Below are 16,147 nucleotides of genomic sequence, written 5' to 3' on the forward strand. Positions count from 1 at the left end.
GGACTTGCTGAAATGATTCATAACGATGTGATTACAAACTTAAAGGGAAAGGATTTGTTATCTTTATGGGATCTATCTTCAAAAGAAATTGAAAGTTTAATAGCCTTAGCCATTGAGTTAAAAAAGGGAGATGCGCTTCATTTTCAACCATTAGCTGGAAAAACATTGGGGATGATTTTTGAAAAACATTCAACGAGGACACGTGTTTCTTTTGAAGTAGGTATGTATCAATTAGGTGGTCACGCTTTGTTTTTAAGCAATCAAGATATTCAACTCGGACGTGGTGAATCCATACCAGACACGGCTCGCGTGTTATCCGAATATGTGAATGGAATAATGATTCGAACGTTTGAACAACAAAAAATTATTCAACTAGCCGAATATGCCTCCGTTCCAGTGATTAACGGGTTATCGGACGATTATCATCCGTGTCAAGCATTGGCCGATTTATTAACCATATACGAATTGAAAGGACGAATGAAAGACATTTCCCTTGCCTATATTGGAGATGGCAATAACGTTGCGCATTCATTAATTATTGTGGCTACAAAAATGGGGATGAATATTCGAGTAGCAACTCCTCCATCATACGAACCGAATGAATGGGTGGTAAAAAAAGCAAAGGAACTAGCGAAGCAAACAGGGGCGACGATTCTTATAACGCATGACCCTTATGAGGCAGTCAAAGGAGTTGATGTCGTCTATACCGATGTTTGGGCAAGTATGGGCCAAGAGGATGAAAATGATACACGAAAACAAATTTTTTCCCCATATCAAGTGAATGGTCCACTTATGAGCATCGCGAACAAAGATGCGATCTTTTTACATTGTCTTCCTGCTCATCGTGGTGAAGAAGTAACCTCCGATGTGATTGATGGTCCGCAGTCAAAAGTATTTCATCAAGCTGGAAATCGTCTTCACGTTCAAAAGGCGTTGTTAGTGGCTCTTTTAGGAGATTAGTCGGAGAATTTCTCATAATTCAAGCGGTTTTCTCATAAAACTAAAATCTATTCCCATAAATGAATCTTTTTTGCTCATAAATTGAAAAATTTTTCCCATAAACGTGTCATTTTTGCTCATAAAAGTAAAAATTTTTTCTCAAACGATTATTTTAACTCATAATCGAAAAAGATATACGAATCTTATGGTTTTTGTTCTGAATCGGAATGATTAATACGGGCAAAGTGATTACGACTACCGACTCATGAAAAGGCGACCTTCGTGAAAATGTTCACTTGGTCGCCTAACACCTTTTTACCCTAAATAATTTTCAACTTCTTGGCACACTTCTTCTGCGGATAGGCCACGTGCGTCAATGACTCGTCCAGCAGTCACGACATTTTGCATGCCCATCACGTTTTCGTCTTGACCTGAAATCACACAGCAGTCGCAGCCTTTAGCATCTTCCTCTTGTTTCAAGTCCACCACATCATATCCACGTTCACGTAAGGCATCTTGAACATTTGTTAACGATGATTCTACACCAATTTTAGCCACATGCACACCTCCTCACATCCTTAATTTGAGTAGGGTTGCCTATTTTTATTCCTTATCTCATTCATATTTTTGCTCTAAAAGAAAAAAATACGATTGGAGGTGATCTGCTTGAAAAAAAGAAAAAAAGATCCATCAACGATTGGATTATCGTCGTCTCAAGTGGAAGGTCAAGGAACTACTCAACAAGAAACTGGTTCCCAATCCTTGGACTCGTCACGAAAAAAACAAAAAAGAATGTAAACAAAAAACTACCAATGAACAGAGATGGTTCCATTGGTAGTTTTTCTCGTCACGTTATTTTAGTATCTGCCGGGCTTCTCCTAATCGTGGACATTTATACACATTTTATTAAAAGGACCAAAAAGAAAAAATGGCGGAAAAATCATAATCCCCGGATTTCAAGGAAATCATTTTTTAAGAAGGAACTTTTACTTAGCTCGACAAAAAATTTCAAACATTAACGGACTTTTGTCATTCGTTGTCATCTCATGCGCTTCCCAAGGAAATAACAGATTTCCAAAACCTTTCACGAGTAATTTCTTTGAGTCCGATGTTTTTTTTCTATTGATAGGTATGATATCCTTTTAAAGGTGTGACTGATTGACATAGGGGGGAGCTCGATGGAAACATCCACTGTTGTTTTCTTAGCGTTTGTAGGCGCTTCCATTACCGTTTGTATCTATTCTCTAGCTCAATACATAAAAAGCAGAAAGCTTCCATCAATGACAATTACAGAAAAGGAACTACATCAACATCTTTCTCGTTATAATGGATCCACCATGGGACATTTACTTTTTTTAAATGATAAATCATTTTTTTGGAACGAAGAGAAAACGGTATTAATTGCCTTTCGAAAAGTAGGTCGTAAACTAATTGTTTTCGGGGATCCAATTGGAAAAGAGCAGGAAATAGCTGATTCGCTCTTACAATTTAAACGTTGGGCTGAAACCTATAAATGTACTCCGATTTTTTATCAAGTCAATCCGACTTTTTTATCTTGTTACCATGATCTTGGGTATAAATTTTATAAATTAGGTGAAGAAGCGAAAGTCAATTTACAACAATATTCGATTGCTGGTAAAAAAGGGGCTAGGTTACGGACAAGAAGAAATAAATTTTTACGGAATGGATACGAATTTAAAGTGATTTACCCACCATACAACAACAAATTGTTATCCGAATTAAAGCTAGTATCGGATTCATGGTTAAATGGTCGAAAAGAGAAAAGTTTTTCTGTCAGCTTTTTTGATGAGGATTACGTCTCTCGCTTTCCTATTGCTCTATTAAAAGGACCTGACCATTCGATTATAGCTTTTGCCACCTTAGCGATAGGACATGAGGTAACAGGCAAGACTATGACGATCGATTTAATGCGGCATATCGCCAATCAGCCTCATGGAACCATGGACATGCTTTTTGTATCAATCTTATTATGGGCTAAAGAAAAGGGATTGGAATGGTGTAGTTTAGGAATGTCTCCACTGGCAAACGTAGGGACCAACCGTTATGGATTTGTTAGTGAAAAAATTGGACGATTTTTATTTTTACATGGAAACATGTTTTATAAGTTTAAAGGATTGAAAGAGTTTAAGGATAAATTTGCTTGCACTTGGGAATCGAAATATTTAGCTTATAAAAAAGGTTTATTACCTATGATTTGTTTACAAATCATTTTAGTCATTCATCAAGTACCGGGAATGGACATGACATCTAACAAAAATCCCCGAAAAACAAGACAGAAAGCAAGTTAAGGGGAAGGATGTTATGTCCTTTTTTGCTTAGAAAATTTTTCGATAAAATCGAACAACATTCTACAAAAGTAGCAAAATTTCAACATGGATTTGTAAGCGCTTTAAAAATCTTTACAAAAAATTTTGGGGGACAAAAAAAGATTGTTATAACGCACATGTAAGCGTTTTCTTAAACGTTTAATAAAACAGAATGTTCAAAAAATTATTAAAAAGGGGGTTGAAATTCGTACTTAACGGTCGTATGATTGATGACAACTAAGGAACAAGGTATAAGTTTCCACTCAAAATACATTTTCAAAAAAGAATTGGGTTATGACGACTTTGTAGAATCAAAAGCAGTTTAGAGATAGGTGATAGTGATGAGAAGTGACATGATCAAGAAGGGAATTGATCGAGCGCCACATCGGAGCCTGTTATATGCAACCGGTGTTCGAGCGAAAGATTTAGACAAACCATTTATCGGTGTTTGTAATTCGTATGTTGATATTATTCCAGGGCACAAACATTTACGTGAATTTGCGGAGGTTGTCAAAGAAGCGATTTGGGAAGCAGGAGGAGTTCCATTTGAATTCAATACAATTGGGGTTGACGATGGGATTGCAATGGGTCACATCGGGATGCGCTATTCACTACCAAGTAGGGAACTTATTGCCGATGCAGCGGAAACAGTTATCAATGCCCACTGGTTTGATGGGGTGTTTTATATCCCGAATTGCGACAAAATCACACCAGGAATGTTAATGGCGGCTGTACGCACCAATGTTCCATCCGTTTTTGTTTCAGGTGGACCGATGGAAGCGGGGGTTTCCTCCAAAGGTAAAACGCTGTCACTCGCATCTGTATTCGAAGGAGTTGGCGCGTATCAATCGGGAATGATCACAAAACAAGAACTGGATGATCTTGAACAACACGCCTGCCCGACATGTGGTTCTTGTTCAGGCATGTTTACAGCTAACTCTATGAACTGCTTAATGGAAGTATTAGGAGTAGCGCTACCTGGCAATGGAACAATCGTAGCTACTTCGAAACAACGATATCAACTCGTGTACGAAGCGGCGAAACAATTAATTGAAATGGTAAAACATGATGTTCGACCACGTGACATCATCACTAAACAAGCGATTGATGATGCGTTTGCTTTAGATATGGCCATGGGAGGCTCAACCAATACGGTCCTTCACTTGTTAGCTATTGCAAATGAAGCGGGAATTGACTATGACTTAGATCGAATTAACGAAATTGCCAAAAAAGTTCCTTACTTAGCGAAAATTAGCCCGGCCTCAGATTATTCTATCGGGGATGTTCATCGAGCAGGTGGAATCAGTGCAATCTTGAAGGAACTGAGTGATTTAGGTGTCTTACATGACGAACGGAGAACTGTCACTGGTCAAACGCTATATGACAATATTAAAAATGCAGTTATTTTAGATGACCAAGTCATTCGTCGAAAAGAAAATCCTTATCGAAAAGACGGTGGATTATCCATATTAAGAGGCAACTTAGCCCCTGATGGAGCTGTCATTAAGGTGGGGGCAGTGGATCCTTCCATTCAAAGATTTTTAGGGGAAGCTATTGTTTTTAATTCGCAAGATGAAGCGATTAAAGGAATTGAAAATGGGACGGTTCGAGAAGGTCATGTAGTGGTCATTCGTTATGAAGGACCAAAAGGGGGACCAGGAATGCCCGAGATGTTAGCCCCTACGGCCCAAATTGTCGGAAAAGGATTAGGAACAAAAGTAGCACTTATTACGGACGGGCGTTTTTCAGGAGCAACACGAGGAATTTCAATTGGACATATCTCTCCAGAAGCAGCAGAAGGTGGTCCAATTGCCTTTGTAGAAAATGGCGATCCAATTCTCATTGATTTAACACAACGAACGATTCAAGTGCTTGTAGATCAAGAAGAATGGGAAGAGCGTAAGAAAAATTGGAAACCATTTGAACCGAAAATCAAATCCGGCTATTTAGGACGCTATTCAAAACTAGTAACATCAGCAAATACAGGCGCGATATTAAAAATATAAAAATCAGAATATTAAAAAAACGATGATGAGGACAAAGTAAGAGGACTAGGTATTTACAGAGAGCCGGGGGAGCTGGAAACCGGTAATACCCCCTCTTACGACATCACCTCGGAGTGCTGTCTTGAAACGAAAGGAGTAGGGATGGCCGAGTGTTCAACACTCGTTATCAAAAGGACAACTTCGGTTGTTCATGAGGTGGCATTTGCGAAAATGTCACGAAGTAGGGTGGTACCGTGAAGCTTTTTCACCCCTGCAACTTCCATTGGGAAGGTGCGTGGGTTGGAAAAGCTTTTTTCATTATGAATTAGAGGAGGGATTGGGGTGAAGTCAGAAATGATGACGGAACCGAAAACAGAGACGTGGACTGGAGCCCAGCTGTTAATGCAGTGCTTAAAAGAAGAAGGAGTAGAAGTGATTTTTGGGTATCCAGGTGGAGCCGTTTTACCAATCTACGATGCGATTTACGATACGCCAATCAAACATGTTCTGACACGTCATGAGCAAGGGGCCATTCATGCGGCAGAAGGATACGCTCGAGTTTCCGGAAAACCAGGGGTAGTCATTGCGACTTCAGGACCAGGAGCAACCAATTTAGTAACCGGAATTACGGATGCGATGATGGATTCGATTCCATTGGTCGTTTTTACTGGTCAAGTGGCCACGCAGGTCATTGGGACGGATGCCTTCCAAGAAGCAGATATTATGGGAATTACGACTCCGATTACTAAACATAATTATCAAGTTCGAGATGTACATGAATTACCACGGATTGTGAAAGAGGCGTTTCACATCGCTACTACCGGTCGCCCAGGACCAGTTGTCATTGATATTCCAAAAGACATCTCGATTTCTGATGGTGCGGTAGATTTTCAAGGAGACATTTATTTACCTGGTTACCAGCCAACCATTCATCCAAATTTTATGCAACTGAAAAAAGTCATTCATGTCCTTGAAAAAGCGGAAAAACCGGTCTTGCTCGGTGGAGCCGGAGTTCTTCATGCCAAAGGGGCAAACGAATTTGTTGCATTTGCTGAGCGTTGGAATCTTCCTGTGACCACTACATTATTAGGTCTTGGAAGTATTCCAGGAGACCATCCACTCTTTTTAGGAATGGCAGGGATGCACGGTACGTTTGCGGCAAATCGTGCACTGTATGAATGCGATGTGTTAATTAACATTGGTGCACGTTTTGATGATCGATTAACAGGTAACTTACAACATTTTGCCCCAAAAGCAACGGTTGTCCATATAGATATCGATCCAGCAGAAATAGGGAAAAACGTTCCAACTGCAGTTCCAATTGTGGCCGATGCTAAGGAGACGTTGAAACAACTGTTACAAATGGAAGGTCAGATTCCTTCGTATGACTCATGGCTTCATCATTTAAAAGACTATGAACTTGAATTCCCACTATGGTATGAAGCAAATGAAAATATCTTAATGCCGCAACAGCTTGTGGAACTAGTCCATAAAATTACGAACGGTGAGGCCATCGTTACAACAGATGTCGGTCAACACCAAATGTGGGCCGCCCAATATTTTCGAATGAAGTATCCTCATCGTTGGGTTACATCCGGTGGTTTAGGAACTATGGGGTTCGGGTTCCCAGCAGCGATTGGAGCACAATTAGCTTCAAAAGAAGCAACGGTTGTGTCGTTAACCGGAGATGGTGGATTTCAAATGACGTTCCAAGAATTAGCTGTTGTAAAAGAAATGAATTTACCGGTTAAAATTGTCATCTTCAATAACTATTCGTTAGGAATGGTACGCCAATGGCAACAGCTCTTTTATCAAGAACGATACTCCCATTCATTAATTCCAGTACAGCCGGATTTTGTCAAGCTAGCTGATGCCTTCGGTATTAAAGGTTATAGAATTACCAATCCATGTGAAGCAGAATCCATTTTACAAGAGGCGCTTTTATCAGACGAACCGGTAGTCGTTGATTGCCTCGTTAAACGTGATGAAAATGTCTACCCAATGATTGCACCAGGAAAAGGAATTCACGAAATGGTGGGGGTGAAAAGATGAAGCGAATCATCACGGCGTTAGTGAACAATCGAAGTGGCGTCCTTAATCGCGTTACAGGTGTTATGAGTAAACGCCAATTCAATATCGAAAGTATCACGGTTGGGCTAACGGAAACAGACGGTGTTTCACGGATGACGTTTGTCGTTCACGTAGAAGATGATCGGAAGCTGGAACAATTGATTAAGCAGCTAAACAAATTAATTGATGTCTTAAAAGTGTCAGATATTACGGATCAATCCATTGTTGCCCGTGAACTAGCGTTGATAAAAGTGATTAGTAATCCTCAAGTCCGAAGTGAAATTGGTGGCATTATTGAACCATTTCGGGCCTCCATCATTGATGTCAGTCGAGATAGCGTCACGGTCCAAGTAACGGGTGACTCTGAAAAAATTGAGGCCTTAATTGAATTGTTAAAACCGTATGGCATTAAAGAGCTTGCGAGAACGGGTCTTACCGCCTTTCCGCGTGGTTCACAAAAGCCTACTACTCAAGTGAAACAAGTATCTTTAATATAAAAAATTAACTAAAAGGAGTGTTGATCATGGTTAAAGTTTATTATGAAAACGATGTACAAGAATCTGTATTAAAAGGAAAGCAAGTGGCTGTTATCGGCTATGGATCTCAAGGGCATGCCCATGCACAAAACTTACGAGACAATGGTTACAATGTCGTTATCGGTTTAAGAAAAGGGAAATCATGGGACCAAGCCCAAAAAGATGGCTTTCACGTGTATCCAGTACGTGAAGCTGTTCAACAAAGCGATGTAATCATGGTCCTGCTACCTGATGAACATCAACCCAAGGTATATAAAGAAGAAATTGAACCATATTTACAGCCTGGTAAAGCATTAGCATTTGCGCACGGCTTTAATATTCATTATCACCAAATTACTCCACCAGCACATATCGATGTATTTTTAGTGGCACCGAAAGGTCCTGGTCACCTAGTTCGTCGCCAATTTGAAGAAGGAGCAGGGGTGCCTGCATTAGTCGCCGTTTATCAAGATGTGACGGGTGTAGCCAAACCGCTAGCACTTGCTTATGCAAAAGGAATTGGAAGTGCCAGAGCCGGGGTGTTAGAAACAACGTTTAAAGAAGAGACTGAAACCGATCTATTTGGAGAGCAAGCTGTTTTATGCGGAGGCTTAACTTCACTAGTCAAAGCAGGATTTGAAACATTAGTAGAAGCTGGTTACCAGCCAGAAGTGGCTTACTTTGAATGCTTACACGAATTAAAGCTGATTGTTGACTTAATGTACGAAGGTGGACTCGAATACATGCGTTATTCGATTTCAGATACGGCTCAATGGGGTGATTTTGTTTCCGGACCACGCGTTGTAAATCAAGAAACGAAACAACGGATGAAAGAAGTATTAGCAGACATTAAATCAGGTAAATTTGCTAAAGAATGGTTACTCGAAAATCAATTAAATCGTCCACAATTCCATGCGTTGAATGACAGAGAAAAAGACCATCCAATTGAACAAGTGGGACGTGAACTCCGTAAAATGATGCCATTTGTGCGGCGAACGAAAAAGGATGTGGTTGCTCATGCGAAAAATTGATGTCTTCGATACAACGCTACGAGATGGAGAACAAACGGTCGGTGTCAATTTGAATACGGTCGAAAAGCTCGAAATTGCTAAACAGCTTGAACGCCTTGGAGTAGATATTATGGAGGCGGGTTTTCCCGCTTCCTCTAAAGGAGATTTCGAAGCAGTTCAGATGATAGCCAAGACGATCAAACACTCCTCCGTTACTGGATTAGCGCGTTGTTATCAAAAGGATATTGACATAGCTTGGGAAGCGTTAAAGTATTCAGAAGAACCACGTATTCACGTGTTTTTAGCTACATCTCCGATTCATATGAAATACAAGTTACGAAAAACACCTGAAGAAGTGATCGAAACAGCCGTTCAAGCGGTGACTTATGCTAAACGCTTGTTCCCACATGTACAATGGTCTGCGGAGGATGCATGTCGATCGGATTGGAAGTTTCTGGCTAAGGTTATTGAAAAAGTAATTGAAGCAGGGGCGACAGTGATCAATATTCCAGATACAGTAGGCTACATTACCCCGAAAGAATACGGAGCGTTATTTACTTATTTACGTGAAAACGTGAAGAATATCGATCAGGTGAAATTGTCTGCCCATTGTCATGATGATTTAGGATTAGCGGTCACAAATACATTGGCAGCTATCGAGCATGGGGCCCTCCAAATTGAAGGGACCATCAACGGAATTGGTGAGCGTGCAGGGAATGCGGCCATTGAAGAAGTGGCTGTCGCATTAACGATTCGAAAAGACTACTATCAAGCCCAAACAAATCTGAATTTACAAGAAATTAAACGAACGAGTGATCTGGTCAGTAAATTAACAGGGATGATGGTTCCGGCGAATAAAGCGGTTGTTGGAGCTAACGCATTTGCTCACGAATCAGGCATTCATCAGGACGGTGTCTTAAAAGAAAAATTAACCTATGAAATTATCACACCAGAAATGGTTGGAGTTTCATCCAATCGAATCGTTCTTGGCAAACATTCTGGTCGACACGCATTTAAAGAAAAAGCGTTGGAACTTGGATTTGATTTAACAGAAGAGAAATTGAATGCTGCATTTTCCGCATTTAAAGAGTTAGCGGATAAAAAGAAAGAAATAACAGATGATGACTTATTTACTATTTTAACAGATTATCAAACGAAACGGGTAGACGAACCAAAATATGAATTAATGAGTTTACAAGTTCAATATGGACTAAATCATATTCCGACGGCAACCTTACTTATTCAAACACCGAATGGCACGCTTGTACAAGAAGCTGCCACCGGTTCAGGGAGTGTAGAAGCAATTTACAACACGATTGAACGTATGATTCCAGGGGAACTCTCGCTTCAAGACTATCGAATTCATTCCGTTGGAAAAGGTAGAGATGCGCTAGCGGAAGTGTATGTAAAAGTAAAGTATAACGATCAACCTTCAAGCGGCCGCGGGGTGGCTCAAGACGTGTTAGAAGCATCCGCCAAAGCCTATTTAAATGCTGTGAACCGTTGTCGCAATCATTCGGAATTATCAACTTCACCATTATAATATAGGGGGTATTCGTATGGAAAAACATATTGCTGTATTACCTGGAGATGGAGTAGGACCGGAAGTAATGAGTGGAACGGTTAAAGTGTTAAAACGAATCGCCGAACGATTTGGGCATCAATTTCGTTTTCATTATGGCTCCATCGGTGGGGAATCGATTGATCAGTATGGTGTTCCATTAACAAAAGAAACGCTTGAAATGTGTCGAAAATGTGATGCCGTCCTATTAGGGGCGGTTGGAGGACCAAAATGGGATCAACTTCCATCACATAAGCGCCCAGAAAAAGGACTTCTACAATTACGAAAAGAATTGCAACTTTTTGCGAATATTCGTCCCGTAAAAGCCTGTGAAAGCTTATATAACGTGTCTCCATTAAAAAATGAAGTGATTCAAGATGTAGATGTGTTAATCGTTCGAGAACTAACAAGCGGTCTTTATTTTGGGACACCAAAAGGAAGAAGTGGCCAAAACGGAGATGATGTCGTTGATACCTTATATTATCATCGAACAGAAATTGAGCGGGTTGTAAAAAAAGCATTCGAATTAGCAAAATCTCGTCGAAAAAAATTAACATCGGTAGACAAAGCAAACGTTTTGGAATCCAGTCGAATGTGGCGAGAAGTGGTCGAAAAAATGAAACAGCAATTCCCTGAGGTTGAGGTCGAACACCTACTCGTCGATGCAGCAGCGATGAAATTACTTCGTGATCCACGGTCCTTTGATGTAATCGTAACGGAAAATATGTTTGGCGATATTTTAAGTGATGAAGCATCTGTCATCGTTGGGTCGCTCGGTATGCTGCCATCTGCTAGCTTACGAGAGGATCGATTCGGATTGTATGAACCGGTCCATGGTTCTGCTCCAGATATTGCTGGAAAAAATCAAGCCAATCCAATCGGTATGCTTCTTTCAGCAGCGATGATGCTTCGCTACTCTTTTGGCATGACAGAAGAAGCTGATGCGGTCGAAAAAGCAGTAAATGAAGTGCTTACATCTGGAGTAATGACGAGGGATGTCGCTACGTTATCGAACTATTCCGTTTCAACGTCGGTGATGATTCATCATGTTTTAGATCAACTTGAAGAAGATCATGCAATTGCAGGGATTATGGCGGCCTATGCCTAAAATACATTTTCCTTTAAATAGTTTTTATCACATACATGATTTTGATGAGAGAATGATTGATTTGGTGTAAATGGAAAGGACAATTGTTAGGAGTTAAATGATTTTTTAATCCGACTATAAGGACTTTTCAATAAAAGGGGGGATGAATGAATGCCACAAACGATTATAGAAAAAATTTGGAATCATCATGTGGTCTATCAAGAAGAGGGAAAGCCCGATTTATTATATATTGACCTTCATCTTATTCACGAAGTTACTTCGCCACAAGCGTTTGAAGGGCTCCGGCAAAAAAAGCGACGCGTTCGACGGCCAGATTTAACGTTCGCTACTATGGACCATAACGTCCCGACATTGAACCGTAATGACATTCAAGATGAAATTGCTATGCGGCAAATGACAACATTAGAAAAAAACTGTATAGAATTTGACATTCCGTTAGCGGACCTCAATCACCCGGATCAAGGGATTGTCCATGTCATTGGTCCTGAACTTGGATTAACGCAACCAGGTAAAACGATTGTCTGTGGTGATAGCCACACTTCGACAAATGGTGCGTTTGGAGCAATCGCCTTTGGTATTGGAACGAGTGAAGTGGAGCACGTGTTAGCGACACAAACACTTTGGCAAAAAAGACCGAAAACGATGGAAGTACGAATTGAAGGAAAGCTTCAGCCAGGGGTGACGGCAAAAGATGTGATATTACATTTCATCGCCACATACGGAACAGATGTTGGGACCGGCTATATTTTTGAATATACTGGTGAAGTGATTCGTAATATGAGCATGGAGGAGCGGATGACCATATGCAACATGAGTATCGAAGCCGGTGCTAAAGCTGGTCTCATCTCTCCTGATGAAACAACTATTTCCTATTTATATGGCCGGAAATACGTTCCCAATGATGTTCCGTTTGAAGAATTAGCCAACGAGTGGAAAAGGTGGGCCACCGATCGAGGAGCAACCTACGATCGCACAATTATTATAGATGCATCCACTATTGCGCCACAGGTTACTTGGGGAACCAACCCATCGATGGGGGGACCTATTGATGGGGTAGTCCCATCCCCAGATGATTATTCGACAAAACGTGAACAAGAAGCTGTGGCGAAAGCTCTTTCTTATATGGGCTTACAGCCAGGTACCAACCTATCGGACATTGAGATTCAACATGTGTTTATTGGTTCTTGTACGAATTCTCGTCTTAGTGATTTACAGGAAGCTGCTCGAGTGGTGAGAGGAAGGAAAGTGCACCCGAATGTTCGGGCCATTGTTGTTCCTGGTTCCCAACACGTAAAGCGACAAGCTGAAAAAGAAGGAATTGACCAAATTTTTAAAGAGGCTGGATTTGAATGGCGAGAATCTGGTTGTAGTATGTGCCTAGGAATGAACAATGACCTCGTTCCTCCAGGGGATCGTTGCGCCTCTACGTCTAATCGAAATTTTGAAGGACGACAAGGGGTAGGTGCACGTACACATCTTGTTAGTCCGATCATGGCGGCCGCCGCTGCGATTTATGGACATTTTGTCGATGTACGTACCTTGTTACACGAAGCATCTATTTTATCTTAAGGAGGAGCCGATGAAACCATTTACAACCGTTACCGGAAAAGTATGTCCGCTTGACTACGCTAATGTAGATACCGATCAAATTATTCCGAAACAATTTTTAAAGCGAATTGAACGTACGGGATATGGTCAATATTTATTCTATGATTGGCGTTTTGATCATGATGGAAAGACGCTATCATCCTTTCCATTAAATCAGGAAGCATATAAAGATGCATCCATTTTACTGACAGGTCCAAATTTTGGCTGTGGCTCGTCTAGGGAACATGCCCCGTGGGCGCTATCAGACTTTGGAATCCGTGCGATTATTTCACCGAGCTTTGCAGATATTTTTTATCAAAACTGTCTTAAAAACGGGCTATTACCTATTACATTGGATGAACAAACTGTCGAAAAATTAATGAACAAGGCGAAAGAAGAACCAATCATCATGACAATCCAATTAGAAGAACAACAAATTGTTGTCGATGGATTAACCCCTATTACTTTTACCATCGATCCTTATTGGAAACAGATGTTAGTAAATGGTTGGGATGAAATTCAATTGACATTAAATTATGAATCCTATATTTCTTCATACGAGAACAAATCAACGTTAGGAAGGTGATTCCATTGGGAATTGGTTACGATATTCGCAAATCGTGGAAGCAATGGAGTATGTCGGAAAGGTAGCTCGACGAACGCCTTTAAAACAATCAAGTACGTTAAACCGGTGGACGGGTGCAGATGTATATTTAAAACTAGAAAATTTACAAAAGACCGGTTCTTTTAAACTACGAGGTGCATGGAACAAAATTCGTACATTGTCGGAAGTCGAAGTAGTTCGAGGAATTGTGGCCGCTTCTGCAGGAAACCATGCGCAAGGAGTAGCCTACGCGGCAACCAGTAGAGGATTGAAAGCTACTATTTATATGCCCCTCAATACACCGACGAGTAAAATCGATGCAACGAAATCATATGGTGCCAACATTGCCTTGGTAGGAGAATCGTACCAAGAAGCATATGAAGCTGCGAAAGGTGAACAGCAAGTGAAAGGGGCTACTTTTGTTCATGCGTTTGATGATCCGCTCGTCATGGCCGGACAAGGAACAGTTGCAATGGAAATTATGCAACAATGTGCAGATTTAGATACGATTTTAGTCCCTGTCGGAGGAGGAGGATTAATTGCCGGTACAGCCATTGCCGTAAAAGAACTTCAGCCACACGTAGAGGTGATTGGTATTCAATCAGCTGGTGCTCCGTCCTCCTATAACCGTTTTAAAGGAAAGGGAAATCGAAAAATTGTTTCTGTTCATTCTATTGCGGATGGCATTTCGGTGAAAGAACCTGGAACTCTAACGTATCCGATCATTCATCGATATGTTGACGATATGATGACGGTGACTGATGAAGAAATTGCTTTCTCTATTGTTTTTATGTTAGAACGTGAAAAAATGTTGGTTGAAGGAGCAGGTGCTGCTGCATTGGCTGCTCTTTTATGTAAGAGTCACCGTTTTCAAGGGAAGAAGGTAGGGATTATCATAAGCGGAGGAAATACCGATATTGAAAAGCTAACAATGTTTAAAAATTTAGCGAATAAAGTGGAACCAACTCGAAAATATGGATAAACAATTAGAAGACCCATTTCCCACCATTGGAAATGGGTCTTTACTATTCAAAGAAAATTTGAACGTATTGGATAACTTATATATAAACGAAATCACTTTTTATCGGTCTAATAATAATGGTTCTTGTAATAAACGACTTGCTTTTATATTTTCAACGGCTTGTTGTAGGCGTTCTTTTGGTTGAACTAAAGCGATACGAACATATCCATCACCTGTTGGCCCAAAAGCATGCCCTGGAGTAACCACTACATGCGCTTTGTCCATCAAAGCATAGACAAATTCCATGGTATTCCAACCGGTGGGAACCTTCGCCCAAACAAACATCCCACCTTGTGGAGAATCGACGTGCCATCCGAGGGAATGGAGGCCTTGAACAAAAATGTCTCTCCGTTCTTGGTATATTTGCCGTGTGTTTTCACAAAACTCATCACCATGTAACAGAGCTTCAATGGCCGCTTGTTGAATCGGTAAAAAGACGCCGTAATCTAGATTCGATTTTAACCGAAGGATCGCTTGGATAATGTCGGCATTTCCCACCACGTACCCGATACGACAGCCAGCCAAACTGAAACTTTTAGAAAGCGAGTTAACTTCAATACCCACGTCTTTTGCTCCAGGGATAGATAAAAAACTTATTGGTTGTTGACCATCAAAGTAAAATTCGCCATAAGCAAAATCGTGTACGACAATGATGTTGTATGTTCGGGCAAACTGGATGACTTCTTCAAAAAAGTCTTTCGATGCCATGGCCGGTATTGGGTTCCCTGGATAATTCAAAATCATTAATGAAGCTTTATGGGCAACCTCTTCAGGGATCAGTGATAGATCTGGTAAAAACTGATTTTCTTTTAAAAGAGGCATAAAATATGGTATAGCACCTGCCATGGCGATTCCAGTAGCATAGGCTGTATATCCTGGATCAGGAACAAGTATGTAATCATCAGGATCAGCAAAAACCATCGGAATATGTACGAGTGCATCTTGGGAACCCATCGATAACAATACTTCAGATTTCGGATCCACGTCTATTTGATATTTCCGATGATAGTATTGGGAAACAGCATCAAAAAATGGTTGAATTCCTGTCAACGTATACCCATATTGCGTATCATCTTTTGTTAAATCAGATAATACACTTTTTACAAGAGGAGATGGCGGTAAATCGGGACTACCAATACTTAAATCAATCATATCTACCCCATCTCTCAATTTTTTCTTTTTATATTCCACTAACTCATTAAAGATGGAAGGTTGAAATCGTTCCATGCGTTTCGATAATCGAATACGACTCATGTTCGTACCTCCATTTCGTTGATGGATGAATGATATTTTTAGTAGTTTATCATATTTTGTAAAAGGTAGTGAAGATACAAATGATACATGATTGAGTCAAGTATTTGTGGGCAGTTTTTTTCTCCCTAACAATGAAAGCGGATTCACTATTTTAGGGTACTCTCTT

At 40.5% G+C, this 16,147-nt stretch carries 14 protein-coding genes and 1 other annotated feature; of the genes, 12 read left to right on the top strand and 2 right to left on the bottom strand.

The features are described from left to right. Positions 1 to 12: 12 nt before the first annotated feature. Positions 13 to 960, top strand: coding sequence for an ornithine carbamoyltransferase (gene argF / locus H0Z31_12075; protein MBO8178180.1), 948 nt, complete (start codon positions 13 to 15; stop codon positions 958 to 960). A gap of 294 nt (positions 961 to 1,254) precedes the next feature. Here the strand turns inward: argF and H0Z31_12080 are convergent, their stop codons facing one another. Beyond that, positions 1,255 to 1,497 carry a YkuS family protein gene (locus tag H0Z31_12080; protein ID MBO8178181.1) on the bottom strand — a complete coding sequence of 81 codons (243 nt, stop codon included), beginning with the start codon at positions 1,495 to 1,497 and terminating at the stop codon, positions 1,255 to 1,257. A gap of 108 nt (positions 1,498 to 1,605) precedes the next feature. Here H0Z31_12080 and H0Z31_12085 point away from each other — a divergent pair, with 108 nt between their 5' ends. The 11 genes from H0Z31_12085 to ilvA all read left to right on the top strand — a co-directional run bounded on the left by H0Z31_12085 (position 1,606) and on the right by ilvA (position 14,688). Next, positions 1,606 to 1,737 (top strand): YuzL family protein, encoded by a 132-nt coding sequence (locus tag H0Z31_12085; protein ID MBO8178182.1) that lies wholly within the window; start codon positions 1,606 to 1,608, stop codon positions 1,735 to 1,737. Positions 1,738 to 2,117: 380 nt separating this feature from the next. Then, positions 2,118 to 3,248 carry a DUF2156 domain-containing protein gene (locus tag H0Z31_12090; GenBank protein ID MBO8178183.1) on the top strand — a complete coding sequence of 377 codons (1,131 nt, stop codon included), beginning with the start codon at positions 2,118 to 2,120 and terminating at the stop codon, positions 3,246 to 3,248. A gap of 359 nt (positions 3,249 to 3,607) precedes the next feature. Beyond that, positions 3,608 to 5,272 carry a dihydroxy-acid dehydratase gene (gene ilvD / locus H0Z31_12095; GenBank protein ID MBO8178184.1) on the top strand — a complete coding sequence of 555 codons (1,665 nt, stop codon included), beginning with the start codon at positions 3,608 to 3,610 and terminating at the stop codon, positions 5,270 to 5,272. 13 nt (positions 5,273 to 5,285) lie between these two features. Continuing rightward, positions 5,286 to 5,527: a binding site (T-box leader), on the top strand. Between the two features lie 78 nt (positions 5,528 to 5,605). Then, positions 5,606 to 7,303, top strand: a complete 1,698-nt coding sequence (ilvB, locus tag H0Z31_12100) for an acetolactate synthase large subunit (protein ID MBO8178185.1) — start codon at positions 5,606 to 5,608, stop codon at positions 7,301 to 7,303. Next, a complete protein-coding gene (gene ilvN / locus H0Z31_12105; protein MBO8178186.1) occupies positions 7,300 to 7,818 on the top strand; it encodes an acetolactate synthase small subunit in 519 nt (172 codons plus the stop codon). The genes ilvB and ilvN overlap by 4 nt, the downstream gene beginning before the upstream one ends. A 26-nt stretch (positions 7,819 to 7,844) precedes the next feature. Continuing rightward, a complete protein-coding gene (gene ilvC, locus H0Z31_12110; protein MBO8178187.1) occupies positions 7,845 to 8,867 on the top strand; it encodes a ketol-acid reductoisomerase in 1,023 nt (340 codons plus the stop codon). Then, entirely contained in the window at positions 8,854 to 10,389 is a 1,536-nt protein-coding gene (locus tag H0Z31_12115) for a 2-isopropylmalate synthase (protein MBO8178188.1), read from the top strand. The genes ilvC and H0Z31_12115 overlap by 14 nt, the downstream gene beginning before the upstream one ends. 16 nt (positions 10,390 to 10,405) lie before the next feature. Beyond that, positions 10,406 to 11,515 (top strand): 3-isopropylmalate dehydrogenase, encoded by a 1,110-nt coding sequence (gene leuB / locus H0Z31_12120; protein MBO8178189.1) that lies wholly within the window; start codon positions 10,406 to 10,408, stop codon positions 11,513 to 11,515. Between the two features lie 150 nt (positions 11,516 to 11,665). Next, the gene (gene leuC, locus H0Z31_12125) at positions 11,666 to 13,084 is read left to right on the top strand and encodes a 3-isopropylmalate dehydratase large subunit (GenBank protein ID MBO8178190.1); all 1,419 of its coding nucleotides are present in this window, start codon (positions 11,666 to 11,668) and stop codon (positions 13,082 to 13,084) included. 10 nt (positions 13,085 to 13,094) lie between these two features. After that, the gene (leuD, locus tag H0Z31_12130) at positions 13,095 to 13,688 is read left to right on the top strand and encodes a 3-isopropylmalate dehydratase small subunit (GenBank protein ID MBO8178191.1); all 594 of its coding nucleotides are present in this window, start codon (positions 13,095 to 13,097) and stop codon (positions 13,686 to 13,688) included. 43 nt (positions 13,689 to 13,731) lie between these two features. After that, positions 13,732 to 14,688, top strand: a complete 957-nt coding sequence (gene ilvA, locus H0Z31_12135) for a threonine ammonia-lyase (protein ID MBO8178192.1) — start codon at positions 13,732 to 13,734, stop codon at positions 14,686 to 14,688. Positions 14,689 to 14,787: 99 nt separating this feature from the next. Here the strand turns inward: ilvA and H0Z31_12140 are convergent, their stop codons facing one another. Beyond that, a complete protein-coding gene (locus H0Z31_12140; protein ID MBO8178193.1) occupies positions 14,788 to 15,981 on the bottom strand; it encodes an LL-diaminopimelate aminotransferase in 1,194 nt (397 codons plus the stop codon). Positions 15,982 to 16,147 lie beyond the last annotated feature (166 nt).

Origin of the sequence: Bacillus sp. (in: firmicutes) (genome assembly GCA_017656295.1) — a bacterium.
In the GTDB taxonomy this organism is placed as follows: domain Bacteria; phylum Bacillota; class Bacilli; order Bacillales; family JACDOC01; genus JACDOC01.

Coding starts and splice junctions, on each gene's coding strand:
- argF (MBO8178180.1), top strand. CDS start 13: ATGATTCATAACGATGTGATTACAAACTTAAAGGGAAAGGATTTGTTA.
- H0Z31_12090 (MBO8178183.1), top strand. CDS start 2,118: ATGGAAACATCCACTGTTGTTTTCTTAGCGTTTGTAGGCGCTTCCATT.
- ilvD (MBO8178184.1), top strand. CDS start 3,608: ATGAGAAGTGACATGATCAAGAAGGGAATTGATCGAGCGCCACATCGG.
- ilvB (MBO8178185.1), top strand. CDS start 5,606: ATGATGACGGAACCGAAAACAGAGACGTGGACTGGAGCCCAGCTGTTA.
- ilvN (MBO8178186.1), top strand. CDS start 7,300: ATGAAGCGAATCATCACGGCGTTAGTGAACAATCGAAGTGGCGTCCTT.
- ilvC (MBO8178187.1), top strand. CDS start 7,845: ATGGTTAAAGTTTATTATGAAAACGATGTACAAGAATCTGTATTAAAA.
- H0Z31_12115 (MBO8178188.1), top strand. CDS start 8,854: ATGCGAAAAATTGATGTCTTCGATACAACGCTACGAGATGGAGAACAA.
- leuB (MBO8178189.1), top strand. CDS start 10,406: ATGGAAAAACATATTGCTGTATTACCTGGAGATGGAGTAGGACCGGAA.
- leuC (MBO8178190.1), top strand. CDS start 11,666: ATGCCACAAACGATTATAGAAAAAATTTGGAATCATCATGTGGTCTAT.
- leuD (MBO8178191.1), top strand. CDS start 13,095: ATGAAACCATTTACAACCGTTACCGGAAAAGTATGTCCGCTTGACTAC.
- ilvA (MBO8178192.1), top strand. CDS start 13,732: ATGGAGTATGTCGGAAAGGTAGCTCGACGAACGCCTTTAAAACAATCA.
- H0Z31_12140 (MBO8178193.1), bottom strand. CDS start 15,981: ATGAGTCGTATTCGATTATCGAAACGCATGGAACGATTTCAACCTTCC.